Source organism: Bradyrhizobium sp. RD5-C2 (genome assembly GCF_019972155.1).
GTDB lineage: Bacteria > Pseudomonadota > Alphaproteobacteria > Rhizobiales > Xanthobacteraceae > Bradyrhizobium.
This window is the reverse complement of the sequence record NZ_BOVL01000024.1, coordinates 128,751-154,546: the sequence shown is the minus strand read 5'-3', so window position 1 is coordinate 154,546 and position 25,796 is coordinate 128,751. Positions and strand designations below refer to the sequence as shown.

Annotated in this window: 29 protein-coding genes, 1 tRNA gene and 1 pseudogene; 14 read left to right on the top strand and 17 right to left on the bottom strand. The window is 64.2% G+C overall.

Features of this window, described 5'->3' with window-relative positions:
• Positions 1 to 83 precede the first annotated feature (83 nt).
• From BraRD5C2_RS31610 to BraRD5C2_RS31595, 4 genes are all read right to left on the bottom strand, one after another.
• Positions 84 to 1,121 (bottom strand): aspartate-semialdehyde dehydrogenase, encoded by a 1,038-nt coding sequence (locus tag BraRD5C2_RS31610; RefSeq protein ID WP_223975189.1) that lies wholly within the window; start codon positions 1,119 to 1,121, stop codon positions 84 to 86.
• 249 nt (positions 1,122 to 1,370) lie between these two features.
• Positions 1,371 to 1,973, bottom strand: a complete 603-nt coding sequence (locus BraRD5C2_RS31605) for a PepSY domain-containing protein (RefSeq protein WP_223975187.1) — start codon at positions 1,971 to 1,973, stop codon at positions 1,371 to 1,373.
• A gap of 308 nt (positions 1,974 to 2,281) precedes the next feature.
• Positions 2,282 to 3,019, bottom strand: coding sequence for a TetR/AcrR family transcriptional regulator (locus tag BraRD5C2_RS31600; RefSeq protein ID WP_223975185.1), 738 nt, complete (start codon positions 3,017 to 3,019; stop codon positions 2,282 to 2,284).
• Positions 3,020 to 3,117: 98 nt separating this feature from the next.
• Positions 3,118 to 4,251 carry a patatin-like phospholipase family protein gene (locus tag BraRD5C2_RS31595; RefSeq protein ID WP_223975183.1) on the bottom strand — a complete coding sequence of 378 codons (1,134 nt, stop codon included), beginning with the start codon at positions 4,249 to 4,251 and terminating at the stop codon, positions 3,118 to 3,120.
• Between the two features lie 255 nt (positions 4,252 to 4,506).
• Between BraRD5C2_RS31595 and tgt the strand changes: the two genes are divergently transcribed.
• Entirely contained in the window at positions 4,507 to 5,640 is a 1,134-nt protein-coding gene (gene tgt, locus BraRD5C2_RS31590; protein ID WP_223975181.1) for a tRNA guanosine(34) transglycosylase Tgt, read from the top strand.
• A gap of 10 nt (positions 5,641 to 5,650) precedes the next feature.
• Here tgt and BraRD5C2_RS31585 read toward each other — a convergent pair whose 3' ends face one another.
• The gene (locus BraRD5C2_RS31585; protein WP_223975179.1) at positions 5,651 to 5,866 is read right to left on the bottom strand and encodes a hypothetical protein; all 216 of its coding nucleotides are present in this window, start codon (positions 5,864 to 5,866) and stop codon (positions 5,651 to 5,653) included.
• A gap of 229 nt (positions 5,867 to 6,095) precedes the next feature.
• On the opposite strand from BraRD5C2_RS31585, the gene cysK reads away from it, so the two are divergent.
• The gene (gene cysK, locus BraRD5C2_RS31580; protein ID WP_223975177.1) at positions 6,096 to 7,070 is read left to right on the top strand and encodes a cysteine synthase A; all 975 of its coding nucleotides are present in this window, start codon (positions 6,096 to 6,098) and stop codon (positions 7,068 to 7,070) included.
• Positions 7,071 to 7,073: 3 nt separating this feature from the next.
• Positions 7,074 to 7,319: a BrnA antitoxin family protein gene (locus tag BraRD5C2_RS31575; protein WP_092114100.1), complete on the top strand. Its 246-nt coding sequence runs from the start codon at positions 7,074 to 7,076 to the stop codon at positions 7,317 to 7,319.
• Positions 7,320 to 7,398: 79 nt separating this feature from the next.
• Here the strand turns inward: BraRD5C2_RS31575 and BraRD5C2_RS31570 are convergent, their stop codons facing one another.
• Positions 7,399 to 8,274, bottom strand: a complete 876-nt coding sequence (locus BraRD5C2_RS31570) for a DMT family transporter (RefSeq protein WP_223975175.1) — start codon at positions 8,272 to 8,274, stop codon at positions 7,399 to 7,401.
• Between the two features lie 141 nt (positions 8,275 to 8,415).
• Between BraRD5C2_RS31570 and BraRD5C2_RS31565 the strand changes: the two genes are divergently transcribed.
• Both BraRD5C2_RS31565 and BraRD5C2_RS31560 read left to right on the top strand, forming a co-directional pair.
• A complete protein-coding gene (locus BraRD5C2_RS31565) occupies positions 8,416 to 8,814 on the top strand; it encodes a RidA family protein (RefSeq protein WP_223975173.1) in 399 nt (132 codons plus the stop codon).
• Positions 8,815 to 8,825: 11 nt separating this feature from the next.
• On the top strand, positions 8,826 to 9,032 hold the full coding sequence (locus tag BraRD5C2_RS31560; RefSeq protein ID WP_223975171.1) for a hypothetical protein: 207 nt from the start codon (positions 8,826 to 8,828) through the stop codon (positions 9,030 to 9,032).
• A 68-nt stretch (positions 9,033 to 9,100) separates the two neighbouring features.
• On the opposite strand, the gene BraRD5C2_RS31555 is transcribed toward BraRD5C2_RS31560, so the two are convergent.
• From BraRD5C2_RS31555 to BraRD5C2_RS31530, 6 genes are all read right to left on the bottom strand, one after another.
• Positions 9,101 to 9,655, bottom strand: coding sequence for a hypothetical protein (locus BraRD5C2_RS31555; RefSeq protein WP_223975169.1), 555 nt, complete (start codon positions 9,653 to 9,655; stop codon positions 9,101 to 9,103).
• On the bottom strand, positions 9,600 to 9,959 hold the full coding sequence (locus BraRD5C2_RS31550; protein ID WP_223975167.1) for a hypothetical protein: 360 nt from the start codon (positions 9,957 to 9,959) through the stop codon (positions 9,600 to 9,602). The genes BraRD5C2_RS31555 and BraRD5C2_RS31550 overlap by 56 nt, the downstream gene beginning before the upstream one ends.
• A 194-nt stretch (positions 9,960 to 10,153) precedes the next feature.
• A complete protein-coding gene (locus BraRD5C2_RS31545; RefSeq protein WP_223975165.1) occupies positions 10,154 to 10,753 on the bottom strand; it encodes a formyltransferase family protein in 600 nt (199 codons plus the stop codon).
• A 119-nt stretch (positions 10,754 to 10,872) separates the two neighbouring features.
• The gene (locus BraRD5C2_RS31540; RefSeq protein ID WP_223975163.1) at positions 10,873 to 12,162 is read right to left on the bottom strand and encodes a hemolysin family protein; all 1,290 of its coding nucleotides are present in this window, start codon (positions 12,160 to 12,162) and stop codon (positions 10,873 to 10,875) included.
• Between the two features lie 206 nt (positions 12,163 to 12,368).
• A complete protein-coding gene (locus tag BraRD5C2_RS31535; RefSeq protein ID WP_223975162.1) occupies positions 12,369 to 12,626 on the bottom strand; it encodes a hypothetical protein in 258 nt (85 codons plus the stop codon).
• Between the two features lie 104 nt (positions 12,627 to 12,730).
• Complete coding sequence (locus BraRD5C2_RS31530; RefSeq protein ID WP_223975160.1) at positions 12,731 to 12,946, bottom strand: hypothetical protein; 216 nt, start codon at positions 12,944 to 12,946, stop codon at positions 12,731 to 12,733.
• 536 nt (positions 12,947 to 13,482) lie between these two features.
• Between BraRD5C2_RS31530 and BraRD5C2_RS31525 the strand changes: the two genes are divergently transcribed.
• The 6 genes and pseudogenes from BraRD5C2_RS31525 to BraRD5C2_RS31500 all read left to right on the top strand — a co-directional run bounded on the left by BraRD5C2_RS31525 (position 13,483) and on the right by BraRD5C2_RS31500 (position 16,783).
• Positions 13,483 to 13,674, top strand: coding sequence for a hypothetical protein (locus BraRD5C2_RS31525; protein ID WP_223975158.1), 192 nt, complete (start codon positions 13,483 to 13,485; stop codon positions 13,672 to 13,674).
• Positions 13,675 to 13,794: 120 nt separating this feature from the next.
• Positions 13,795 to 14,667, top strand: a pseudogene (locus BraRD5C2_RS31520) (3-hydroxybutyryl-CoA dehydrogenase); the annotation flags it as partial.
• Between the two features lie 287 nt (positions 14,668 to 14,954).
• Positions 14,955 to 15,218: a DUF3551 domain-containing protein gene (locus tag BraRD5C2_RS31515; RefSeq protein ID WP_223975155.1), complete on the top strand. Its 264-nt coding sequence runs from the start codon at positions 14,955 to 14,957 to the stop codon at positions 15,216 to 15,218.
• Positions 15,219 to 15,305: 87 nt separating this feature from the next.
• Complete coding sequence (locus tag BraRD5C2_RS31510; protein WP_223975154.1) at positions 15,306 to 15,470, top strand: hypothetical protein; 165 nt, start codon at positions 15,306 to 15,308, stop codon at positions 15,468 to 15,470.
• Positions 15,471 to 15,500: 30 nt separating this feature from the next.
• On the top strand, positions 15,501 to 15,983 hold the full coding sequence (locus tag BraRD5C2_RS31505) for a hypothetical protein (protein ID WP_223975153.1): 483 nt from the start codon (positions 15,501 to 15,503) through the stop codon (positions 15,981 to 15,983).
• Positions 15,984 to 16,588: 605 nt separating this feature from the next.
• Positions 16,589 to 16,783 carry a hypothetical protein gene (locus tag BraRD5C2_RS31500; protein WP_223975152.1) on the top strand — a complete coding sequence of 65 codons (195 nt, stop codon included), beginning with the start codon at positions 16,589 to 16,591 and terminating at the stop codon, positions 16,781 to 16,783.
• A gap of 1 nt (position 16,784) precedes the next feature.
• Here BraRD5C2_RS31500 and BraRD5C2_RS31495 read toward each other — a convergent pair whose 3' ends face one another.
• On the bottom strand, positions 16,785 to 17,234 hold the full coding sequence (locus BraRD5C2_RS31495) for a BLUF domain-containing protein (RefSeq protein WP_223975151.1): 450 nt from the start codon (positions 17,232 to 17,234) through the stop codon (positions 16,785 to 16,787).
• A gap of 366 nt (positions 17,235 to 17,600) precedes the next feature.
• Here BraRD5C2_RS31495 and BraRD5C2_RS31490 point away from each other — a divergent pair, with 366 nt between their 5' ends.
• Together BraRD5C2_RS31490 and BraRD5C2_RS31485 are read left to right on the top strand one after the other, a co-directional pair.
• Positions 17,601 to 17,846, top strand: a complete 246-nt coding sequence (locus BraRD5C2_RS31490; RefSeq protein ID WP_223975150.1) for a hypothetical protein — start codon at positions 17,601 to 17,603, stop codon at positions 17,844 to 17,846.
• 221 nt (positions 17,847 to 18,067) lie between these two features.
• The gene (locus BraRD5C2_RS31485; RefSeq protein WP_223975148.1) at positions 18,068 to 18,439 is read left to right on the top strand and encodes a hypothetical protein; all 372 of its coding nucleotides are present in this window, start codon (positions 18,068 to 18,070) and stop codon (positions 18,437 to 18,439) included.
• Positions 18,440 to 19,576: 1,137 nt separating this feature from the next.
• Here BraRD5C2_RS31485 and BraRD5C2_RS31480 read toward each other — a convergent pair.
• The 3 genes from BraRD5C2_RS31480 to BraRD5C2_RS31470 all read right to left on the bottom strand — a co-directional run bounded on the left by BraRD5C2_RS31480 (position 19,577) and on the right by BraRD5C2_RS31470 (position 23,509).
• Positions 19,577 to 19,652: transfer RNA gene (locus tag BraRD5C2_RS31480), tRNA-Lys, on the bottom strand.
• Positions 19,653 to 19,829: 177 nt separating this feature from the next.
• The gene (locus BraRD5C2_RS31475) at positions 19,830 to 22,703 is read right to left on the bottom strand and encodes a glycosyltransferase (protein WP_223975146.1); all 2,874 of its coding nucleotides are present in this window, start codon (positions 22,701 to 22,703) and stop codon (positions 19,830 to 19,832) included.
• Between the two features lie 194 nt (positions 22,704 to 22,897).
• Positions 22,898 to 23,509, bottom strand: coding sequence for a beta-1-3, beta-1-6-glucan biosynthesis protein (locus BraRD5C2_RS31470; RefSeq protein ID WP_223975144.1), 612 nt, complete (start codon positions 23,507 to 23,509; stop codon positions 22,898 to 22,900).
• Positions 23,510 to 23,753: 244 nt separating this feature from the next.
• On the opposite strand from BraRD5C2_RS31470, the gene BraRD5C2_RS31465 reads away from it, so the two are divergent.
• Positions 23,754 to 25,382, top strand: coding sequence for a glycoside hydrolase family 17 protein (locus tag BraRD5C2_RS31465; RefSeq protein WP_223975142.1), 1,629 nt, complete (start codon positions 23,754 to 23,756; stop codon positions 25,380 to 25,382).
• On the opposite strand, the gene BraRD5C2_RS31460 is transcribed toward BraRD5C2_RS31465, so the two are convergent.
• Entirely contained in the window at positions 25,342 to 25,722 is a 381-nt protein-coding gene (locus tag BraRD5C2_RS31460; protein ID WP_018271584.1) for a hypothetical protein, read from the bottom strand. The genes BraRD5C2_RS31465 and BraRD5C2_RS31460 overlap by 41 nt on opposite strands.
• Positions 25,723 to 25,796: the final 74 nt, after the last annotated feature.

The following is a 25,796-nucleotide window of genomic DNA, read 5'->3' as shown; positions in this document are numbered from 1 at the left end:
TACGTCCTGCTCTGTCTGTCGCCGAACGATGCGGCGGATCGCGGGGTGGGCTACGCTTTGCCCACCCTGCGCAGTTCATCACATCACGCCATTGCGCGTTCGGGCAATAACTCAGCGATCTGCACCGCGTTCAATGCAGCGCCCTTGAGCAGCTGATCGGCCGCGACGAACATCGAGATCGAGTGCCCGCTGGGATCGCTGAGATCCTTGCGGATGCGGCCGACCAGCACGTCGTCCTGGCCGGAGGCGTCGATCGGCATCGGGAAGTAGTTCTTCGCGCGATCGTCGACGATCTTGACGCCCGGCGCCTGCGCCATGATCGCGCGCACCTGGTCCTCGGTGATCGGCTTCTCGCACTCGAAGGTGATCGCCTCACAATGCGCGCGCAGCACCGGCACCCGCACGCAGGTGACGCCGACGGCGATCTTGTCGTCCTCGAAGATCTTGTGGGTCTCCTTGATGACCTTGGTCTCTTCGTCGTTGTAGCCGGTCTCCGGATCGATCGCCGTGTTGTGGTTGAACAGGTTGAAGGCGTAGGGGTGCGGCATCACCTTCGGGGTGTAGACCTGTCCGTTGAGATTGGCGCGGGTGGATTCGACGAGCTCCTCCATCGCGGCTGCTCCCGCGCCGCTCGCGGCCTGGTAGGTCGAGATGATCACGCGCTTGATGCGGTTCTTCTGATGGATCGGCCACAGCGGCACCAGCGCGGTGATGGCGGCGCAATTCGGGTTGGCAATGATGCCCTTGTGGTCGCGGATGCGGTTGGCGTTGATCTCGGGGATCACCAGCGGCACGTTCGGATCCATCCGGAAGGCCGACGAATTGTCGACCACGACGGCGCCCGACTTCACGGCAACCGGCGCGAACTTCTTCGAGATGCCGCTGCCGGCCGAGAACAGCGCGATGTTGACGCCCTCGAAGGCGCGCTCGGTCAGCTCCTCGATCACGACCGGCTTGCCGCGGAAGCTGACGGTCTTGCCGGCCGAGCGGGCGCTCGCCAGCGCCTTCAGCTTGCCGACGCGGAAGCCGCGCTTGTCCATGGTGGCGATGAATTCGGCGCCGACTGCGCCGGTGACGCCGACAATCGCGACGACGGGATCGTTACTCACTTTGTCCTCCATTCGAATTTGAGCATGACGCAGGCAACAAAAAAGCCCCGGACCTTCATCAGGCGGGGCTTCGGGTAGAGATGATGCTGTACGACCGACTACGCGCGCACGCCTCCCGAGGCCCCAGAGGGCTTGGTGGTTTTGGTCGTGCGTTTGGTCGCGGTGATCATGATGCGGACTTATGCGGCAGAGATCGGCGTCCGTCAACGGCTTTTGGGCGAAAACTTGGCAAGGGAGAACCGGGTATCGCCTGCGCCGCTCTCAGCGCTTGCGCGCGCCGGGCGGTTCGAGGATCACCTCTTTCAGATCGCTGCCCGTCAGCACCACGATGACGAAATTGAGCTTGCCGCGTTCGCGCATCAAGCCGCCGCTGATCGCCTTGCCCGAGGTCGTATGCTCGGCGACACGCACCGCATCGGCGAGGCGATGCCGGAGCGCCCTGAGCACGACAAGGTTGTCGCGGTCTTCAGCGCCGAGGGAGGCCAGCGGCGAAGGCGGCTCGCCGCCGATCACTTGGCCGGTCGAGGCGTCGATCGCATGCTGCCAGATCCGGTTCTGCTGCATGGTCTTGACCCGGTAGACCGCGGGTTCCGATGCGCCGTCGAAGCTGATGTCGGCGGTGATCGAGCCTGAGTGCAGCGCTTCCGCAATTGCCATCGCCTTGCGCAGCGAGATCTGGGCGGACTGGAAGCTGTCGAGCTCGCGGCGAACCGCATGCACGTCGAGCCCGCTGTCACTGTCCTGCGGGGAGAGCGCGGCGGCAGCCGAGCTCGAGATCGCATAGGCCGGCGACGCGAAGGGCAGGGCCAGCAGCGCGGTTGCAAGCAGCCGTGTTCCCAATGCCAAATGCCTCAGTGCGTGCAATCGTCCTGTCCTCATCGTCGAACCTGTATCGAATATGTGCACGCGCATGACCCGCGTTCGCAGCGCGACGGGGCGGGTCGAGAAAGATGCGGCCGACCCTTGTTAGTCAGAGGTCGGCCGCCGAACGTTCAGGCGGAGCGATGGCGGCAGCTCCGTCGTGACGGTCGAAGTTACAAGGCGACGCAGAACCCTTTGGGGGGCGATCTGGGTTCGGCGTCTCTTTGCAACTAAACAATACGGTTTCGTTCTGTTTATTCAAGGTTCATCACGGCAACGTGTAAGACGACGAAACGATCCTCTAAAAGCGGTCAGCGGGTCGGCCGGCGACGTGCCTTGGCGGCGTCGCGCAGCCGGTCCCGCGGTCCCACGGCACCGGCAAGGAACAGCCGGATCGAGACTTCCATCCGTGTCACGGCGGCCTTCATGTCGATTACAATCCCGAATGTCGCCATCCGGTGGGTGTGGCCCACCACCATGTTGAGGAAGGTCTCGGCCGCGATCGTCGTGTCCTCGAGGTCGAGGGCGCCGTTGTCGACCAGATGGTCGAAGAAATCCGCCGTGGTCGACACCGCTTTCGACCAGCCTTCGTCGACGGCAAGCTTGGCGACCTCGGGGAAATTGATCGCCTGCGCGGTCAGGATCCGGCTGAAGGCGATCGAGTCGGCGCTGCAGTTCAGCACCAGCAGCTGGCGCCCGAGCTCGATCAGCCGTTCCTCGACCGAACCATCGCAGCTGCCGCCGGCCTGCGCTTCGGCCGCCGCGGCGGCGAGCGGGGCAAGCCAGCGGGCGATCTCGCGCCGGAGCACTGCGGTGAACAGGCCGCGTTTGTCGCCGTACTGTCCGTAGACGGTCGGCTTGCTGACGCGGGCGGCCTCGGCCACGGCGTCGATCGATGTCGCATCGAAGCCGCGCTCGAGGAACAGGCGCGTGGCGACCTCGATCAGCCGCTGGTCGCGCTCGATCGCAGCATCCCGGGTCGGCCGGCCGCCGCGTGACTTGATCACGCCGCGCTTGGCCGCCTTGGCCTTGGTTGCCGTCAATCCCATTGCCCATTCATCTCGTTGTGCGTTCGGACGGGTCTGTCCGGTCTATAACCCGCGCGATGCGGATTCGTCCATTCGGCGGTACCGGGAGCTGGCCCGCTTTAGGGCGGCGTCGCGGTCCAGGCCTGCCCCGCGGCGGCCTTCTCGTAGCCGTGCTGGTAGAGCGCGCGCATATAGGCGGTGTCGAAGCCCTGGGTTTCCGGCGCCGGATAGTCGCGCTCGATGTAGGACAGATGGAAGCCGAGCCGGTTGCGGCGGGCGAAATCATAGGTCGAGAGAATGAGCGAACGCGTCTGCGCCTGGGTGATCGCGGAAATGCTGCGCGAGGCGACGTCGATCGTCGAGTTCGACACCAGCTCGAAATTGCCCTCGAGCTTCTTGTTGACGAGGATGTAGATGTTCATGTGGCCATTGGCGGGCCAGGCACGCTCGCGGAACATCAACGCGTCCGGCAGCGTCAGGACCGGCGCGGTCACGCCGCCGTCGACATGCATCTCCTGGAACCGGCGGCCCTGGCCCTCGGCGTCGATCATGATCGGCGGAAACACCAGCGGGATGCTGGCGGAGGCCGCCATCACGTCGCGAAACAGCTGCAGCGCCTCGGGCGTTCCGACGGCGGCGATCCGTCCCATGTCCCAGATCACCGTGCGCTGGGTGTCGAGATCGGTGGTGACGATCAGGAGCTTTCGGCCCTTTGCGTTTTCGCGCGCCACCTCGCTCAGGATGTCCTGGCCGACGTAACGCGCCACCAGCTCGCGCAGCCGCTTGTTGCCGAACAGGCCGGAGCCGAACAGCACCCGCATCAGGCTCGGGTCCTGCAGCAGGCTTTCGGCGATGCCGGACGTGTAGACCTCCCTCAGCGTGTCGTCATAGCGCGGGCCGAGGAATGCAAAGGGCGCGATCAGTCCGCCGGTGCTGACACCGGAAACGACCGAAAAGCTCGGGCGGTTGCCGGCCGCGGTCCAGCCGTTGAGAACGCCGACGCCATAGGCGCCGTCGGCGCCGCCGCCGGAGAGGGCGAGATAAGTCTTGATCGGGGCAACGGTGTTCTTCTCGAGCTGGAATTTGGACGCCGGCTCGTCGGCGTAACGGCGCAGCCCGTCGAGATCGAGCACCCGCGAATTGGCGGCGTCGGCAGCCGTGTAAGGCATGCGCGGCAGCGAGCTGCAGGCCGCCAGTGCGAAGGCGAGCCCGCACAGCAGCACCGCTTGCCGGATTGCATGAGCGGGTGTCATCCGATGGCGGACGCCGTCAGGCCGGGCGCTGGAGGATGGGAACATCTCGGCCAGTCAGGTTTTCGCGCGGATTGCATTCACGGGCGGGAGGATCCGCTGCCTTATTCTCGACATAAAACGATACGGTTTCGTTTTGTTTAGCGAAAGGACCGTTCCGGGGCAAGCATCGGTCCGGCCGTTGGCGTTCACGAAGTCGCGCGAAGACCGTTACCCGACGGGTTGATCGGGCATCGGCGACACGCAATAAGCAGCCGCATGACTCTTCCCAATCATTTCGAGTTGCTGGCAACTGACGGCGCCGCCCGCACCGGGCGCCTGACCACGCCCCATGGCGTCGTCCGAACGCCCGCATTCATGCCGGTCGGTACCGCCGGGGCGATGAAGGGCATGCATTGGCGCGAGGTGCGCGATGCCGGCGCGGATATCGTGCTCGGCAATACCTATCACCTGATGCTGCGGCCGGGCGCCGAGCGGATCGCAGGGCTTGGAGGCCTGCAGCGCTTTACCGGCTGGGGCGGCCCGATGCTGACGGATTCCGGCGGCTTCCAGGTGATGTCGCTCTCCGAGCTGCGCAAGGTGACCGAGAAGGCCGTGACCTTCCGCTCGCATATCGACGGCGCCAAGGTCGAACTGTCGCCGGAGCGCTCGATCGAGGTGCAGCGGCTGCTCGGCTCAGATATCGCGATGCAGATGGACGAGTGCGTGCGGTTGCCGGTCGAGCGCGCCGACATCGAGCGGGCGATGCAGTTGTCGCTGCGCTGGGCCGAACGCTCCAAGCGTGCCTTCGCGAGCGCGCCGGACGGCTACATGCTGTTCGGCATCGTCCAGGGCGGCGACATCCCTGATCTCCGTCACGCCAGCGCGCGCGGGCTGACCGACATTGGCTTTCACGGCTACGCGATCGGCGGGCTGGCGGTCGGCGAGCCGCAGGCGGTGATGCTGTCGATGATCGAGGAGACCGTGCCGGCGCTGCCGTCTGATCGGCCGCGCTATCTGATGGGCGTCGGAACGCCCGAGGACATTCTGGAGGCGGTGGCGCGCGGCGTCGACATGTTCGACTGTGTGATGCCGACACGGAATGGGCGCCACGGCATGGCATTCACCCGGTTCGGGCAGATCAACCTGCGCAACGCGCGGCACATCGACGATCCGCGTCCGCTCGATGAGGAGAGTTCGTGGCCCGCCGCGTGCAACACTTCGCGCGCCTATCTGCACCATCTGGTGCGTGCCGGCGAGACACTTGGGGCAATGCTGCTGTCCGAAATCAACGTCGCCTATTACCAGGAGCTGATGCAGGGCATCCGCGATGCGGTGGCAAACGGCACTTTCGAGGATTTCAAAACGAAAACGCGCGCCGGTTGGGCGCGCGGTGACATCGCTCCGAGGTGAGCTTAAGTGATCAGTTGCACACGATCGGTTTCACCGTGTGCTTGGTCACGAATCCGTAACCGCAATTGTCGCAGGTCCAGAGATAGCTGATCAAATTGTCGAACAGGTACGCGGACGCTTCCGCCGCTACCATGGAGTCAGCACACACAGGACAGGTCGGCAAATCGCTGCCGCGCGGATCGGGCCTGGACGCTACGGTCGACAGAACTTCAGCAAGTGCCGGCATGCGCGTCTCCCTTTACGTTCTGAGCTACACCTGACGAAAGTATATAGACGCACTTGTTTGACCTTGTCGCAACACAAATGCGTAGGTTTTACGTTATTTGCGCAGGTTCTAGTTTTTGCAATGCAACGAATCTGCACCTCGGCGGTTTCTCACTTGCGCGTCATGATGCGCTGCTTCTAATGAGAGAAGACCGCATATTTCCAGCATATCCCGCAACAGGAGCCGTTTGATGGACGCGCCGTCGACAACGAGTGCAGTGCAACCCGGACGCGGCCGCGTCTTTGACTCCATCGTTGATGCGATCGGCTCGACGCCGATCGTGCGGCTGCGCAGACTGCCGCAGGCCAGTGGCGTCAACGCGGCGATCCTCGCCAAGCTGGAATACTTCAACCCGGCGGCCAGCGTGAAGGATCGCATCGGCGCGGCGATGATCGTGGCGATGGAGAAGGCCGGCATCATCAACGCCGACACCGTGCTGATCGAACCGACCTCGGGCAATACCGGCATTGCGCTTGCCTATGTCGCGGCGTCGCGCGGCTATCGGCTGAAGCTCGTGATGCCGGAATCGATGTCGATCGAACGGCGGCGGATGCTCGCCTTCCTCGGCGCCGAGATCGTGCTGACGCCGGCGGCGCAGGGCATGAAGGGCTCGATCGCGACCGCGGAAGAACTCGTGCGCACGACCCCCAACGCCGTCATGCCGCAGCAGTTCAAGAACCTCGCCAATCCCGAAATCCATCGCCGCACCACGGCGGAGGAGATCTGGAACGACACCGGCGGCAATATCGATTATTTCGTCGCCGGTGTCGGCACCGGCGGCACCATCACCGGCGTCGGGCAGGTGCTGAAGCCGCGCAAGCCGTCATTGCGCGTTGTCGCGGTGGAGCCGGAGGAGAGCCCGGTGCTGTCGGGCGGCCAGCATACGCCGCACAAGATTCAGGGCATCGGCGCGGGCTTCATCCCTGACATCCTCGACCGCTCGGTGATCGACGAGATCGTCAAGGTCAACAGCGCCACCGCGATCGAGACCGCGCGCGCGCTGGCGCGCAACGAAGGAATTCCCGGCGGCATCTCGTCAGGGGCGGCGATCGCGGCCGCCTTGCAGATCGGCAAGCGGCCGGAGGCTGCGGGCAAGACCATCCTGGCGATTGTGCCGTCATTCTCGGAGCGCTATCTCTCGACGGTGCTGTTTGAAGGAATCTAGGACATGGCCGACCAGCCGAGACGACCGCGAACCCTGAACGATGCCCGTAGCGAAGCCGAGGCGGCGTTCAAACGGGCCACCACCAAGGTCGCGGATGCACTGCCAAAGACTGCGGCCGTCCCGGTCCCCGGCGTCCGGGAGCAGGTCACGCTGCGGATCGATCAGGACGTGCTGGCATATTTCCAGGAGGGCGGCCCTGGCTGGCAGGACCGCATCAACGCGGCGCTGCGCAAGGCCGCCGGGAAGTAACGTACTTTCGAAGCAACGAAGCCCGGGATGATCCCCGGGCTTTGTGGTCGAGCGGCAGCGGTGTAGCACTGCGCGGCGGTCATCTTGCACGCGCCGGCAGCTTTGCCCCGGGCTTCAGGTTCAGGAGGTTGCCGGCCAGAATCATGGCGGCGCCAAGCACCGTGTAGGCGTCGAGCTGCTCGGCATAAATCAGCCACCCGACGATCGCGGTGAGCGGCACCCGGACGAAATCCATCGGGATCACGACGGTCGCATCGGCATGGAGCAGGGCGCGCGCCATGCAGTAATGCGAGAAGGTGCCGCAGAATGCGATTACCGCAAGCCAGCCCCAGGTGGATAGCGGCGGCCAGGTCCAGACATAGAGCGCAGGCCCGATGCTGGCGAGCGACTGCACCACCAGCATCCAGAAGATGATCGTCAGCGCCTGCTCGGTTCGCGTCAGCGATTTGACCACGACGATCGAGACTCCGAAGCCCATGGCCGCGCCGAGCGCGATCAGCTGGCCCGGATTGATCGCACCGGTCGCCGGCCGCACGATCACGATGACGCCGACCAGACCAAGCACGATTGCGACGATCTTCCAGGATGTCATGCGTTCGCCGAGGAAGCCCGCCGCGAGGATCGCGGTCCAGATCGGCATCGTGAACTCGATCGCGACCACTTGGCCGATCGGGATCAGTGTCAGTGCATAGAACCAGCCAAGCTGCGCGCAGAAATGGATTAGGTTGCGCGCGATGTGGACGTGCACGCGTGCCGTCTTCACGATCGAAAAGCCGCCATTGATGTGGATCAACGGATACAGCATCACGAAGCCGAGCACGCCGCGCACGGCCATCAGCTGGAAGACGTTGACCTCGCGCGTCGCCTCGCGGCCTGCCACCGCCACGATCAGCATCAGCGCGAGCCAACCGGACATCCACAGTGCTGCGCGGGTCTTTGAGGGCGTGCGATCCATGACGGGAACGAGATGAGGAGGGATCCCGGTATCGGCGAGCCGCTATGAATTTGCAACGCGCAATTCTGCCGATGCGTGGTGCGCCAACCGCGTGATCTCTGCTAAGCAGGGCGGGACTAATCACATCAGGAGGATCTGCTCATGCGTGTCTTGCAACCGGCCGAGTGGTCGAAACCCCGCGGCTTCTCGCACGGTGTCGCGTTCGACGCGCCCGGCAAATGGATCGTGCTGGCAGGGCAGACGGGTGGCGACGAGAAGGGCGAGTACGCGCCCGAGATGGCTGCCCAGGTCGGCATGGCGCTGAAGCGCATCATCAAGCTGTTGAACGAAGCCGGCGCCGGTCCCGAGCACATCGTCCGCCTGACCTGGTACCTGACCAGCCGCAGCGAATACGAGGCCGCGGGCGCCGGTATCGGTGCGGCGTGGAAGGAGACGCTCGGGCGCAATTTCCCGCCGTCCACGCTGCTTTACATCGACGGGCTGGTCGATCAGCGCGCCAAGGTCGAAATCGAGGTCACGGCATTCATTCCCGCAGCATAGGACTTTCAGCGATGAACAAGAGCAACATGCGAAAGGCGCCTGAGCTCCTCACGGGGTTCGCGACTGGTTGGCCGGAGCAACAACCGGACATCATGGTGATCTCCATGACGACGGACAAAGGCGTGCACGACTTTGCGGTCACCAAGGATCAGGCGCTGTTGATCGCCCGCACCATCCAGCAGACCGCCGAGAATCTTGGCAAACCACGCACTGCGTAGCGAGCGCATGGCGAATGAAAAACGCCCCCGAGATTTGGGTCCCGGGGGCGTTGTTGTCTGAAGGCCGGTTACTTCGTCAGCGTGATGTTGGCGCCGCGGAACTGGCTGTCGGCCCGGATCGTGACGGACTGCTTGTTGCCGGCGGTGCGCATCGAGATGTCGGCGTTGAAGCCTGGCGCGCTGGCGACGACCTGGAAGTTGCCGCCGCCGCCGCGACCACGCAGATCGCCGCTGACATTGCGGCTGGACTCGCTCCAGGAGCCAGTGACCGCGCTACCCTCGGCCTCCACGTCGGCCGCCAGATTGAACTTGTAGGCGTCGCTGGCGCAGGTAAGGCTCATGGTCATCCTGGGCCCACCGACGTGGTAGGTCGCACGGCAGCGGATACGCTCGCTGGAACCGTCGTCGAGGGTGACCGAGCCGGCGCCGGACCAGGTGCCCGCCATGCCGGCAAACGGGCTGGACTGGGCATGGCCTGCGGTGCTTGCCAATGCGGTGACGAAAAACGCGGCGGCTGCAAATGCTGGCCGCCGCGCGATGGCGAAGAAATTCGATACGCTGGTGATCTTACTGACGGGACGCTTCCCATCGGCCGCTGCACGGTACGCCAGCTGATGCCCCATTCCACTTCCCCGATCCGGAGTTGCCACTGAGTTGTCCGTTCGCATATGCACCATTGATCGAGACTCGCACAAGTCCCCCGCTGCCGACGGTGCCGGAGATCGCCGCGCCCTGCGCCGAGATCTTTCCGTCGATGACATTCACCGTCGAACTGGACGACGGCTCGCAGCTGCCGGTCTTGGTGACGACAGTGACGCTCCAAAGGCCGTCATAGGGCTGCTGGGCGGAGGCGGGAGCAGCGGTGAGGGCGGCAGCCGAAGCGACCGAAGTGACCAAAATCAGGTCGCGAATGCGGATCGAACGCATGAATCAAATCCCTGTAATTTCGTGTGATGACGCGGCTTATCCTGTCACAATGTGTTCAAAATTTGCTGCGTCGCGGGAGCGTCGGATGTTCCTGTGAACTCAAACACATCATGGTGAATTCGGTTCCGGATCAGGAACGGAGAATCTGGCTCACTCTTTCGAATTTACTGGTATTTTGATACCGTAGTTGCGGATTAGTGCTTGTCGGGGCTGAGGTTAGGCGCCTTGGTCGCAAACTGCTCATCCTGGGGCTTGGCCGGCAGCGAGCCGTTGACCTTGCCGTAGTCGATGACCTCGCCGAGCAGACGTAGCCCGAGCGGCGCCAGGGCGCGCTCCCACAATTCGCGTGCCGTTTCGCCCTTCTTGACGAACACCCAGTCCTGCGCGGCGATCGCGCCGGCGTCCATGCGGTCGGCGAGGTGATAGATGCTGCCGCCGGCGATCGGATCGCCTTCCTTGATGGTCCATTCCACCGCTGCGATGCCGCGGTGACGCGGCAGCAGCGACGGGTGGTACCCGATGCCGCCAAGCTTGGCCACGGCAAGGGCTTCCTTGCTGACCCGGGCGTGGCTGTGGGCGGTCACGATCAGGTCGGTGCCCGGCGCGATCTCGGCGGCCGTCACCAGCTTGGGATCGGCCTGGACCACGACCTCGATGCCGGCCGCCCTGGCCGCTGTCGCCAGCCGGTCCTCGCCGTCATGGACGACCACCCTGACCAGCGTGACGTGGTGCTCGCGCAGCATGTTCAAGGTCGTCACGCCGAAATGGCGGGAACCGACAAGGGTGAGGCGCATGGGATCAATTCCGTGGGGGTTACGCGGGATTTGCTTGGGCTGCCGCTATGCCGATAGCACACCGCGGTCGCCTGTTTCGTTGTCCTGCCCGTTATCAACAGGCCGGCCGGCTGGCAACCTCAGGCCGCCGGCTGCTTGCTCGCCAGCACCTTGTCGATGCGCCGGCCGTCGAGATCGACGATCTCGAAGTCCCAGCCCTGCGCCGTGGTTTTCGCACCGGTGTCGGGGATCGCGCCGAACGCATGCAGCAGGAAGCCGGCGGCGGTCTGGTAGGGCCGCGGCGAGGGCAGCACGATGCCGAGCAGTTCGCTGAACTCGAGCGCCGGCATCCAGCCCGAGATCAGATAGGAGCCGTCGTCGCGCCTGACATAGGCGGGCTCGGCCGGGCCTTCCTCGGTATGGAAGGCGCCGACGATGGCCTCGAGGATGTCGGCGCTGGTCACGACGCCCTGGAAGGTGCCGTATTCGTCGTGCACCAGGCCGATATGCACCGCGGAGTCGCGCAGGATCGCGACCACGTCGCGGGCGTCGACGGTCTCCGGAATGATCGGCGCATCGCGCGTCAGCGCGCGGATGTCGGGCGTCTGGCCGGCGAGGTAGACGTCCAGCACGTCCTTGGCCTGCACGATCCCGAGCGCATGATCGCGGTTGCCGTCGAACACCACGCAGCGCGAGTGACTGCTCTTCTGCAGCGTCGCCAGGATCTCGGCCGCGGGCGCGGCGAGGTCGATCAGGCTGACCTCGTGGCGCGGCGTCATGACGGCGCCGACCGGCAGATCGCCAAGCCGCATCACGCCGGCGATCATCTCCTTTTCGCCGGGCTCCAGCACGCCGGCATTCTCGGCTTCCACCACCAGCGTCTTGATCTCGTCCTCGCTGACACGGTCCTGCGCATCCTCGCGATGGCCCAATAGCCACAGCAACGATTTGCCGGAGCGGTCGAGCAGCCACACCACCGGCAGCGACAATTTTGCCATCACCGTCATCGCCGGAGCGGCCCGCACCGCGATCGCCTCGGGATCGCGCAGCGCGATCTGCTTCGGCACAAGCTCGCCGACGATCAGCGAGGCATAGGTGATCACGCCGACCACGATGCCGACACCGGCAGCGTCGGCGACGTTGGCCGGCACGCCAACCTCGAACAGCCATTGTGAGAGGCGCTGGCCGAGTGTCGCGCCCGAGAAGGCGCCCGACAGCACGCCGATCAGCGTGATGCCTATCTGCACGGTAGACAGGAACTTTCCGGGATCGGAGGCCAGCGCAAGCGCGCGGCGCGAACCGCTGACGCCTTTCTCGACCAGCGCCGCGAGGCGCGCCGGACGGGAGGAGACGATCGCGAGCTCCGACATCGACAACAGACCGTTGACGACGATCAAGACCGCCACGATCGCAAGTTCCAGATATAACACGGGAGTCCCTGAGGTTTGGCGGCATGGGCCGCTCTGCGACGCCCTATATAGGCATACCGGAGCGGTTTTGCTGTGCCTTGTCGGGCGTCCCTGCACAAGCAGAGGGTGCGTATGGCGCGCATGCAGCAGGAGATCGCGGCATTTTGGCGCGCTGGCAATTGTGACGCCTTCACCTGAACCGGAATCCGTTCCGCTGGAAAACGCGGCTAGGCGAGGATCCGAAGCTCAGGTCTGACGAATGTCTTGCCCGCTGGCGCCGGCTGACTCAGCATTTGCTTGGAAGCGGCTTGCAGCTGCACGCGCAGATCGGCGTGGCATTGCTTCATCTGGTTGCGCAGCTCGCGGCGGGAGAAGGCGGTGAGCGAGGGATCCGCGAGCTGCTGCCATGCAGTGCGGAGCCACTCCTGCAGCTCGCGAATGTTCTGATCCAAAATCTTCTGATCCAAGACGCTGGGCTGGGTCATGCAGCCAAATCCCACGAAGTGATCAGTTGCAAAGTAACTCCGATTCGCGTCGCTTCACCTAGCGCTATGTTGCGCGGGCGCGTGAACGGCAGGGGAGATCAGCGTCAGCGCGAGTTGCTCGGGCCGGTGCGCAGCAAATCCAGCGCGATCGGCAGCGCCAGGAACAGCGCAGCCACCATCGAGAAATGGCGCGTCTGCGTGGCGGTCAGCCCGAGATCGTCCTGGGCGAGATAGGCGAGCATGATCGCAGTGTAGGCGGCGACGCAGATCGCGACGGCGATGCTCCCGAAATCGGTCTTGCTGTCGGGCTTGCAGTCCATGGCACCACCACTTCGTTGCGGGAGTGGTGTAGCGTGCCTCGCCTGCACCGACTATGAGCTGGATCACGCGCGCGAGCCTGCGGATTGGCTCCGCGCGTCGCGGCGATCAGTCAGGCCGGCTCGCGGCGCGAAGCCTAGCGAGGGAGCTTGCGTTCCGGCTGGCCTTCCTGCGGAAGCTTGACCGGGACGTGGGGCGATGTGCTCACCACACGCGGGCTTCCGTCGGAATGGGTCTGGCCGTTGAGCAATGTCTCGAGAACCAAAAAGAATTTTTCAGAAAGCATGGGCGTAGCCCTCGTCGTCTAATGTCCTTATGTCGCCGGGCGCGGCGGAAAATTCGATCAATTAAAAGCGAGTCGCGCCGCGATGGCGATGGCGATGCTGCGGCGCGGGGTCTGCCCTGTGCAATCCGGGAGAATACCGGCGCCGAAGCCTTCAGCCTGCGCGCCAATGGTTGCCAAATTCCTAATGGTGGCTGGCGCAGCGGGTGATTGCGTCACACCGTTCCTTCAAGGATCGACGTTAACGATAGCGGCATGGATCGGGACCAGGACATCGACGAGGGATTTGGGTCGGCGCTGCGCCGCAGCTACGGCCGGTTCGCGTGGTGGATCGTGCGGCTTAACCGCGTGCTCGAGCCGTCGCGCGCGGCAGAGCCGCCGCGCATCCAATTGCCGCCGCGCGCCGCCGTTCCGCCACGCCGATCCATGCCGCCGCGCCCGGAATAGACCTCACCGGAATACCGCCGTCTCCTGTATCGGCCGTTCGGCCGGACTGCTATGCATGCGCCATCTGCGGACCTCTGAGGGTCCGCCGTTTTTGACGATGCGGCCGCGCGGCGGCGCAAGCGACGAGAAGGGACAGACACAATGATCGAGACGGTTGGCATCATCGGCGCCGGAACCATGGGCAACGGTATCGCGCAAATCTGCGCGGCGGCGGGCCTTGCCGTGACCATGGTGGATATCTCGGACGCGGCGGTGCAACGCGGCCTGAAGACGGTCGGGTCCAGTCTCGATCGCCTGGTGTCCAAGGAGAAGATGACGGCGGCCGATCGCGACGCGACGCTCGCGCGGATCAACGCGACGACCGACAAGTCCAAGCTTGCCGCCTGCGATCTCGTGATCGAAGCGGCCACCGAGAACGAGGAGCTGAAGGTCAAGATCCTGAAGGATCTCTGCGTAGGGCTGAAGCCGAGCGCGCTGGTCGCGACCAACACCTCGTCGATCTCGATCACCCGCCTTGCGGCCTCGACCGATCGTCCCGACCGCTTCATCGGGATGCACTTCTTCAATCCGGTGCCGGTGATGGCGCTGCTCGAACTGATCCGCGGCCTGCAGACCTCGGACGACACGGTCGCCAAGGCCGAGGCGTTCGCCAAGCGTGTCGGCAAGGTCGCGATCACCGCGAAGAACAGCCCGGGCTTTGCCGTGAACCGCATCCTGTGCCCGATGATCAACGAGGCGATCTTCGCGCTGCAGGAAGGCATTGCGACCGCGGAAGAGATCGATGCCGGCATGAAGCTCGGCTGCAACCATCCGATCGGCCCGCTCGCGCTTGCCGATTTGATCGGGCTCGACACCATGCTGTCGGTGATGGAGGTGTTCTACACCGGCTTCAACGATCCCAAGTACCGGCCGGCGCCGCTCTTGAAGGAGATGGTCGATGCCGGTCATCTCGGCCGCAAGACCGGGCAGGGGTTCTACAGCTACCGCAAGTGAAATCTGCGCGCGCCCGACCCCGTAGTCATCCGGGATGGATCGCGCGGACAAGCTCGCGTAACCACAACGCCTGATCCGCCACTGAGGCGGGGGACATCAGACACGAGGCCCGGGCTCCTAGGCACACCGGGCCTCGTGTTTTTTGTTGGGTGCCCCGCGCCTGTCCATGGCGCCCTGGCTTCCCCCGCGCGGGTCACACCTTCTTGAGGCGGTGAGCGGAAACCTCGCAGATCTTCCCGGCGTACCTAGATCAACTGCTAGGTGTCGATCGAGAAGGAAGCAGGCTCATGCGCAGGTCAAATTTGGCAATTCTGGCGTTCGCGGCGCTCGGGACGAGCTGGATTGTCGGTTCCGCACAGCCGGCTGCGGCCGATCCCTACGATTATCCCTGGTGCATCCAGGGCAGGGATGAGGGCTATCCCGGCTATTGCGGCTACCAGACCTACGAGCAGTGCCAGGCGTCGGCGTCGGGCCGCGATGCCTATTGCGGCATCAATCCGCGTGTGGCGTTCAGCCAGCAACGGATAGCGCCGCGGGCAACCACCCGGTAAGCGCCACGAGCGTATCGGCCGGGCGGCCATCAGGCATGATGGTTGCATTGCCGATGGTCGGAGAATTCCCCCTGCGTTGGAGAGCAAATGGGCGAGATCATCAGGTTCATCTCGAAGTTTGAACGCGAGCGTGCGCGTCTGATTCGCGAGGCCCGAGCCAATTACGAGCGCATCTTTCCGTCGGCCGATTCGGCTGACGTGGAAGGCGCCGCGATCGAGGGTGACGGCGGCGAGGCGTCGTCGAAGCCGTAGCGCGGGGATTGCGCTCGAGAGGACGCGGCGATGGGGAAACGGAACTGGCGGCAGCTGTGGCAGACGTTTTGGCAGACCTGGACGATCGACAAGCCGGCCGCGCTCGGCGACTGGCTCTGGCTGGTCCTGGTGGTTGAGCTCGCTGCCTTGCTGGATCGGCTGACGTTACGGAAGCTGATCGCGCTGATCCCGGTCGTCATCGTGATCGGCGCCTATCTGCACCGGATTCCGCTTCCTCCCGAATTGATGCTGGTCGGCGATGTGCTGGCCTATATCGACGTCTTCTCGATGGTGTTCCTGATCGGCCTGTTCACGCGCGTGGCAACCGTCATGGCCGTCGTCAGACAGGCCATCGAGCTCGCTCAAAGCCTCGCGCGGCGCGTGCCGATGGCGCTGCGCCGGTTTGACACGCGTCATCGTCGCGCCAGGGACAGTGCGCGCCGCAGGCGCCTCACCGGCGCGAGGGCCGACGATGATGAGCCCGCTGTCGTCCCGGGGCTGGCGTGGGCCTAGGTCGAGGCGATGCGGCAGTGAGGAACGCAATTGCGCCATCTATCGCGGCTGTCGGGCCCGTTCGTCGCTGTCGTCGGCCGCGGGCCGAGGAGGGCCACTCGCGGAAGAGCCGTCCTGGGAGCCGTCCTGGCCACGCCAGTGCGAGCTGGAGAGATCGGTCGGGGCCTGCCGGGAGCGATGAAACGCGATGCCCATCTGGAAACTCCAGATACCGAACAGCAGCGCGCCGGCCGCACAGGCGGCCACAAAGGCACAATCGCGTTTCTTCATCTGATGTAACAATGCCAACTCAAGGATGCACCGGCCGTGGCCAGCGCCAACCAGTCCGCCAAAATGCCCACCGCGGCAATCCGCGCGAAGATGCCCCGCGCTCCCGTCAAGACGTTGCTGCGTCCGAAGCAAGACTCACGCATAGTGATGCGATCGGGCGCGCTTGTCGATCCGCGCAGCACGCACCCGCGCTGGTCACGGAGCAGTGATTATTAAATCATGCCTCCAGCAACACTCCGACCAGATCATCCCGTGTCCGCAACAATCTTGCCAAACTTTCACTAGGCCGTTGGCGCACTGAGTTCGAAGATGCAGATGAAATCGGACGAATCGCAATGACCGAACTTGAGGAGCTTCGCTACTTCGAGCACCAGTGCCTGGAGATGGCCAGGCAGTCCACGCTGCCGGATGCTCGACGCGCGCTCCAGATCCTGGCACGCAACTACGCTACAGCTGCCGAAATCCTCGAACGGCGCGCCCAATCCGCCAACACGGCGCTCGCTCAACTGTTTCGATGCCTGAGGCTCTGAACTAGGGGCCGTCGACGTCCTGCTGCCTGACCAGATCCGTCATCAGGACGAGCAGTTCGCGGCCCATCTGATCGCCGTCGATCGCGGACGGGTTTGCAAGCAGGCCTTCCATCTTGCAAGTCCAGGCCGGGCCGGCAGCGGCGCCGGCGTAAGCCATCGACCAATCGGGGAAGCGCCGCGGCGTCGCCGGCCTGAAGGTGAGCAGGGTGATGTCCCGGTGTCTCGGATCGGACTCGATCGCGCTGAATATCTCCTCGACGGCAGCCCGCTCGCCTTCGAGGACCTGGCAGAAGTAACCCTCACTGAACAGCAGGGCGCCGGTCACGCCGAGCCATGCATTCTTCGCGCGCGACTGCGCCAGGATGCTGCGAATGATCTCACTCGCGGAACTGTCGCGCAGGTTGCCGGTGCTACGACTGACGTAGATCAGGGCATGCTCGGTTGGCGACATCCTCAAATTGCCTCAGCGCGTCGAAGGAAGCAGCCGGCAACGAACACGCGGTCCAAAATGAAAAGGGGCCGCGTCACGCCAACGGCCCCTACCGGCAAATCTGAAAATTTCGATCTTGATGCAATAGCCCAAGTTCCCCGTTGGTTAGCGCGGTTCCCGATTGAAGGGGAATCCGGAGAAACACGGGACGGCAGACGGTGTCGGCGAGCTCCAGGAAGGTATGCCGCCGCCGCGCAAACAACGTTTCGTTAACCCGACTCGCCCACGCTCCTATTGGGCCGTCTGGATGGGCCGCTACGCCGAAGGCCGCCACGATGAGTTTCGTGGCGGCCTTTTGGCTTCTGACAGTGCTGAAGGAGACGACCGATGGACTACGGCGCCTTCACCGACGCCAGCCTGAAGATGATGTACGAAGCCATCCGCGGCGCGCTCAAGGCCGACGATGAATTCGAGGCACACGGCGAAGAGCCCAAATTCCGGGTCCGCGCAACGCCCGAATGGAAACGCCACGCCGGCAGTCTCGAGGCCGAGATGCTGAAGCGGGGGTTGCAGCTCGACATCATCGACTGGACGAACGGCCAGGGCGAACTGCCGCTGACGGTTGGGCCGTGAACATCTTGCTCAGATGCGGGATGCGGCGGGCACGTTGGCATGTGCTCTAGAAGCAGATGCCGGGTAGCCGCGGCGATCTCTCGCTTGAGCATTGCCAAAAGACAAGCGTTCCGCGCTGGCATTGTGAATATGGAGACGATGGCCGTAGAAACACGGGAATCTCGGGCGGGGAGAATAGGGTAAAATGCAGGTGTACGATAAGCGCTTCGAGGAGTTTTTACGTGCAAGTCATACGGAATGGATTTTTATCGCTTCTGGCCTTGGCAGCATTGACCCTGGAAGGTCACGCTCAAACCGTGGTCGCAGCATTGGAGTGCGATTTTCCACCAGCTTCAAGTGATGATTGGAACATGGCCGCGGCGACCCTGCAGTATTACGTTGATCCCGCAGGAGGCTGGAAGGTGGAGCAGGATTCTTTCTCCTTCGATGGCCCGACAAACATTACCATCGGTGGAAAAGATCGCGCAGCTTCGCTTTCGATCACTATTTCTCGACAGTCAGGCAAAGCCACCAAGACCCTGTCGTCGGACCGGAAATCCCTTACAATCAGCGGGGAGTGCAGAAAGATGGACTCTTCCGGACGTAAGTTTTAGGCGAACCCGTCGGCTCAAATGCGCGAGCCGGCGAGCGGAAAAGCCCCTAACCCGGAGCACCCTTCACGAAGTTAGTGACCTCGCCCCAGTCCAGGCAGGTATCCACCCAGCCGACCTTGCCGCACGCGGTGCACTTGAGATGCGCCGAGCGCACATTTGTGGAAGCGGTCCAGGCCTGACGAGGGAGGCCGCGAGCTAGCCGACGCGCGCGATCAACCGGGCCGAACCAATAGCGACAAGCGCACTTGCCGGCGCCAGGGCGTGCCCGAATGAACTGAATCGCACCGGAAGCGCAATCGACACAGCGGCTGTCTCACTAATCCCAAAAAGATACGCCGCCGGGCCCGAAATGATTTGTCCCGGCGGCGCCCTGTTTCAATCTGGGGACTGCAATCCCAGCGGATGAATATCAGCAATGGCTATGCCACGAGGCTCCGGCGGAGGGGCGGGGTACGGCCCTGCGCCTACTTTCTTTCCGGTGGCGTCCACACGCACACGACCCGGCGCAACACTAGCAACGGGTTTTTTCTGCCCTCAATGATAGCGCGATCGGCGTCATCGCCGCGGGATCCGTCGATCGGGTCAGGCGCGAAGGCGAGGCCCGTGTTCACCGAACTGCCTAAAAGCGTCACGGTATGATCCGCTTGAGGTATTGACGAAGCCGCGTCAGCGGTTCTGAATTTCAGCACGACGCCCACACCGCCGCTAGCTGGGGCGCCGGTCCAGGGCGAGGTGCCGAAGTCCCCAAACCCCGACGCCTCGCTTGCCCACGGCCCTGGTCTTCCCAAGACTGGGGCCGTGCCGCTTTGACCGGACCTCTAACCGCGGTTCCATATGCTCACGGCGCGAAGAGGGAAATTGGCGCCAGCACCGTCAGAGCCATAGCGAAAAGTCCAATCATGGTGATTGCTGCCGCCATGGGATCCGAACTCGACGACTATCGGCGCCTAGAGCGCATCTGCCGACAGGAAACGGAGAGGGTGGTGCTGTCCGAGAGCGGGCGCCGCTGCTCGTCATGGCGGGCCGCTATCGCGTTGCCGCCGCGGCCGTCGAGCGCGGTAATGTGTTTGCCAACACAGTGCCCACACGATGGATTTTCTGGCTGGTTAGATTTTCGTCGAAGCTATTGAATTTGATTGGTGAGCGCGGAGGGACTCGAACCCTCGACCCCATGATTAAAAGTCACGTGCTCTACCGCCTGAGCTACGCGCTCACTCACCTGAACATCGGATCCGGACGAAGGCTTCGCGCCGCTCCGGATCATGCTCCAGCCCGCGCTGTGTAGGGGGCAGGGCCCATCGGGTCAATAGCCGAGGGACGGTCAATTGTGCACCGTGGCGGCGGATTTGCCGTTCCGGCGCCTCGGGTTAGGCCGGTTTCTTGAAGTTAGTCAGCTGTCGTGGCGGATTTCCGAGCCGACTGGCTGCGACGGGGCGGCGACCGAGGGCAGGCTGACCGGGCGGAGCCCGATCAGTTCCGCGGTGCGGATCGCGCTGTTGCGCCAGAACGCGAACTCGTTGATCCTCGAATTCTCCAGGATCGCGATGGAAACCGCGGCAAGGAATGGCAGGCTTTGCAGCACCAGCACGCCGGCGAAGATGTAGATCTCGCGCACCTGCTTGTAGCCGTTGGTGACGACAAGCACGATGGCGCCGATCAGGAGCAGCACGCCGATCACGGCCTCCCAGAACGCCTGGAATTCGATCGACATCCGCGACAGGCCGCCCTTCGAGGTGCGGGCGAACGCGAGATGCTCGGTGATCAGGCCCTGCGCCACCGCGCGCGACACCGTCCACTGCACGCTCATCGCCGCGATCATGGCGCCCAGCATCTGGGCCGCCTTGATGTTCACCCGCAGCCGGTAGAGCGCGACGAAATGCACCAGCGAGACGATGAAGGAGGCAATGATCGGCAGGGTAAGGATCTTGTCGGGGATCGCGATATCGGCGAAGGCGACGATCGGCACCCAGATCAGGTTGAGGATCGCGACCACGACGCCGAGGCTTTCGGCGCCCAGCCAGTTGAGCCAGCCGAGCGAGAATTCGCGGCGCTGGTCCGGCGTCAGCCGACTAGCGCCGGGCAGGAAGCGGCGCCAGTGCTTCTTGACGATCTGGAAGCCGCCATAGGCCCAGCGGTGGCGCTGCTTCTTGAAGGCCTCATAGGTGTCGGGCAGCAGGCCTTCGCCGTAGCGCACATTGGTGTAGTGCGTGAGCCAGCCCTGCTGCTGGATCGAGAGGCCGAGATCGGTGTCCTCGCAGATCGTGTCGGACGACCAGCCGCCGGCCTTGTCCATCGCGGCGCGGCGGATCAGGCACATCGTGCCGTGCACGATGATGGCGTTGAACTCGTTGCGCTGGACCATGCCGATGTCGAAGAAGCCGGCATATTCGCCGTTCATGATGTAGTGCATCAGCGAACGATCGCCGTCGCGATGCTCCTGCGGCGCCTGCACCAGGCCGACGCGCGGATCGGCGAAGGCCGGCACCAGGTCCTTCAGCCAGTCCGGATGCACGACATAGTCGGCGTCGATGATGCCGATGATCTCGGCATCCGCCGCGGTCCGCTCCATCGCAATCCGCAGCGCGCCGGCCTTGAAGCCCTGCACCTTCTCGGCATTGATGAACTTGAAGCGCTCGCCGAGCATGCGGCAGTGATCCTGGATCGGCCGCCAGAAGTCGGGATCAGGTGTGTTGTTGATGATGCAGACGCACTCGAAATTCGGATAGTCGAGCCGCGACACTGCGTCGAGCGTCTGCTTCAGCATCTCGACCGGCTCGAAATAGGCCGGGATGTGGATCGAGACCTTCGGAAACTTGACGTCCTCGCCCATCGTGGCGGGCGCGAGTGGTTCGCTCTTGCCGATCAGCCGGCGCGGGCCGCGGCCGAATGCCACCGCCGCGATCTCCTCGATCCGCGCCATCGCGATCAGGACCAGCGGAACAAGCAGCACGAGGCCGAGGCTGAGCGCAAAGGCCGAGCCCCAGACGAAGTAGTGCGTGGTCCAGTACGAGAACACGGTTGCGGTCCAGGCGCCGACGCCGTTGGCTGCGGCCGACAGCAGCAGCGCCTGCATCACGGTCGGCTGGTCCAGCCGCAGGATCGGCAGCGACATGAACAGGCCGACCAGCACGGCGACCAGCGCGATCTTCCAGTAATTCGGATCGGTGACCGGGCCGGTCCAGGCGAACTTCGCCTCGCGGTCGGCATTGAGGATGCCCCAATAGGGACCGACGCCGCCTTCGAAGAACTTCCAGGGTTGATCGATGGCCTCGACGATGTTGTAGTCCATGCCGATGGCTTCGGCGCGTGCGACGAAGTTGCGTAGCACCGTGGCCTGCTGGAACGGGCCGGGTACGGCGCTGCGCAGATTGTAGCCCTGGCTCGGCCAGCCGAATTCGGCGATCAGGATGCGCTTGCCGGGGAAAGAGTCGCGCAGGAGGTTGTAGCGGTCGACCGCCTGATCCACCGCCTGCTTGTCGGTGAAGTTTTCCCAGTACGGCAGCACGTGCGCGGCGACAAAGTCGGACGAATTGGCGAGCTGCGGATGGTCGCGCCAGATGTTCCAGATTTCACCGGTCGTGACGGGAACGCTGACCGACTTCTTGACCGTTTGGATCACCTTAATCAGCCGGTGCACGTTGTTCTCGGCGATCGCCCACTTGATCGCCTCGGCCCGCTTGTCCTCGGGCTGCGCTTCGGCATCGTGGAGGCGTGTGTCCTCCTCCCGCTGAACGCGCGGGGCCTCGTCACGAAGGAAGCGAGCAAAATCCTCGCGAAAGCGCTCGGCCTCGTCAGGGCTGGGGTCGTCCTTGGGCAACGGTCCGAGATTCTCGATCGGAACCTGCTCGCCGCGGAACACGGTTTCGTTGCCGACCACGATCCCAATGACATTGCTGTTGCGCTTGGCGAGATTGATCGCATTGAACAGCTCGCGGCTGTTGCGGTTGGCGTCCTTGTCGATCCAGGCGCCGACCGTGACCTTCATGCCGAACTCGGCGGCGACCGGCGGTACCAACTCGTTGCCTTCGGTCGACGAGTAGAGGCGGACCGCTTTGGTGAGCGTCGAGAGCTTCCTGAGGTCGGCGCGCACCTTCTCGCTGTCGGCGGCAACGTCTGCGACGGAGTGGCCGGACTCGAACGGGGCGTAGGACAGGCTCGGCAGCGTGCCACGGAAATCGGGCGCCGACTGCTTCTCCTGGAAGAGACCCCACAGGGCAGCGTGGGCGGCGGTGACAAGCAACAGGACGGCGACGACGGCGCGCATCGCGGTTAAACCATACGGGGCCTGAGATTGAGGACTAAGCGAACCCGTCCCCTGGGTTCGGCCAACATAGCGGCGGAGGGAAAGATATCTCCGCCATCCGACTTAACAACTGGTGTGCCGCAATGGCGTTTTAAGGGCGCAAGCCGTTCCAGCTGCGAAAAAAAAACGCGGCCGGATCCGAGCGCGCGATGCGGCTATTTCGATGCCGGCGCCGGTGTCGCCGACGGGGTCGGCGCAGGCGAGGGCGACGCGGCCGGCGCAGGCGCGGCATTGCCGGCCGTCGGCGGCGCCGGGGTTGGCGCGGCGGCCGCTGCCGCCGCCTGCGGCTGGGCGCCCGGGTTGACCCAGCAGGCGTGGATGCGGCCGTCGAGGCTGCCGCGCACCTTGTCGTCGATCTGGGCGCCGAACCGGGTCAGGCAGCGGAACGCGGCCTGGACGTGACCGCCGGGGCAGCCGAACCGGTCATAGAGGTCGAGATGGCGGAACGCGGTATCGAGGTCGTCGTTCCACATCAGGCGGACCACACGGCGGCCGAGCCAGACGCATTCCGGGTTGCCGGCCGGGCCGTTGATCGCCTGCTGGGCCTCGACGAATTCCTCGACCTTGCGCTGGTTGGCCTCCCGCACAGCGTTGGCATTGGCGTCAGCCTGACCAGGCTGCTGCTTGGCCTGATCGGGCGGGTTCGGCGTGCCGCTCTGGGCGAACGCGCCGCCGGCTCCGTTCACGAGCGCGAGCGCTGTAACCAGGCCCGTTACGGCAAGATGGCGCAAAGCAGTGTTCTTCAAGTCAAGCAGCCGTCGACGCATGCATTCCCCGATATGTTCCGGCCCCTGCGGGATCATCCTAACGGCTGGCGTGATGCCGTCCAAATAGGTCTCCAGTGCGGCGGAGACTCTGGCGAAATCTGATGACTGGAATTTGGTATTTTGTCCAGCAAACTCACAACTTTATCGACCCAGCGCAAAACTGTCGCAGGACAACCATGGTATTGACCGATTCCTGGACTTGGCAGACGGGCTATGACCGGCTAATTCGACGGTCCCCCGGAGGATGGAACCGATTTCGCTTCGTACGCCGCTGGCGCTTCTCCTGATCTCGCTCGCTGTGATTGCAACCGTGTGGTGGTGGCTCGCCACGCCGATTACGCTCGCGCGTGCGCCGATCGATCCTGCCGCAAAGCTGCAATGCGTGTCCTACACGCCGTTCCGCGGCGCCCAGACACCGCTTGATCCCACCACGCAAATTCCGGTCGAGCAGATCGAGCAGGACCTCGCCGATCTCGCCAAGGTCACCGATTGCGTGCGGACCTATTCGATCGAGAACGGCCTCGACCAGGTCCCCGGCGTTGCGGCCAAGGTCGGGTTGAAGGTGATGCAGGGCATCTGGCTCAGCAGCAACCGCTTCAAGAACTTGCAGCAGATCGCGATCGCGGTCCGGCTCGCCAAGGAATATCCCGGTGTCGTCACCTCGCTGATCGTCGGCAACGAGGTGCTGCTGCGCGGTGAGATGACCGCCACCGATCTTGCCGGCAACATCCGCGCGGTGAAGGCGGCGTCGGGCAATCTCCCGGTCACCTATGCCGACGTCTGGGAATACTGGCTGAAGAACCGCGAGATCTATGACGCGGTCGATTTCGTCACCATTCACATCCTGCCGTATTGGGAGGACGTTCCGATCAAGGCGAAGTACGCCGCGGCGCATGTCGACGATATCCGCAAGCGGATGGCGGTGGCGTTCCCGGGCAAGGAGATCCTGATCGGCGAAACTGGCTGGCCGAGCGCGGGACGGATGCGGGAGGGCGCCTTGCCGTCGCGCACCAACCAGGCGCGGGTGGTGTCCGAGATCCTCGATCTCGCCAAGCGCGAGGGCTTTCGGGTCAACCTGATCGAGGCCTATGACCAGCCCTGGAAGCGCAAGCTCGAGGGCACCGTCGGCGGCAATTGGGGCCTGTTCGATGCGGTCAAGCGGCAGGTGAAGTACCCGCCCGGCGTTGCGATCAGCAATTACCCGGACTGGAAGCTGCAGATGGCTGGCGGCATGGCGCTGTCGATCGCCACCTTCCTCGCGGCCTGGCTGACGCTTCGCCGCCGGCCCTGGACGCCGCGGCCGTCGGCCTGGATCGCGGTCGCGATTTCGGCGACGACGGCGGGGACGCTGCTCGGGATCGCCGGCGACAAGATGTACTATGAGAGCTACGGCGTCGGTGGCTGGCTGCATTGGGGCGTGCTGCTCGCTGCCGCGATCGCCTCGCCCTTGTTGACTGCGCATGCACTGATCGCCGGGCGCTCGCTGCCGACCTTCCTGGAGCTGGTCGGGCCGCGCGACTATCGCGGCAAGGGCGCGATCGGCGCAGTGCTGGCGATCGTGCTGGTCATCACCACGGTGATCGCAGCCGAGACCGCGCTCGGCTTCGCCTTCGACCCTCGCTACCGCGATTTTCCGTATGCTTCGCTGACCATGGCCGTGGTGCCGTTCGCGTTGCTGACCATGCTCAATCGCCCGAAGGAAGGTATCCGCCCGCTCGCGGAATCCGTATTCGCCGGTCTGTTGGCGATCGCCGCCGTCTACACGATCTGCAACGAGGGCACGATCAACTGGCAGTCGGACTGGACCTGTGTGATGTACCTTCTGCTCGCCGCTACGCTGTGGCGGGCGCGGGCCGCGCAAAACCCAGGATGAACAGTCCGATCGCGAGCCCCGACAGCACGACGTTGTAAAGCACGATCCCGAGCCCGGCTGCGATCAAGCCGACGGTGAGCAGCACGATCGACGGCCGCGTCAGGTTGAGCACCGCAATCACCAGCGCGGTGATCCCGAACACCGAGTTCTTGAACAGCACGGTCGACAGCGCGCGGGCCTTGCAGAGCATGGTCTGCGTGCCGGCGTCGCAAGCCAGTGCAACGGGCGAGAATTCGATCGCGAGATACCGCACGTACAGCGCGTAACCGACAGTGACGAAGCCCACGACCATCAGGAACTGGACCTGATAGGGGGAGAGACGGAACGGAGGTTTTGTCATCGCGGCACTATGGTCGGGAACGGGGCTTCGGACAAGACTCGGCGAGACGCAGCGAAATTAGTTGAGAATTTGGC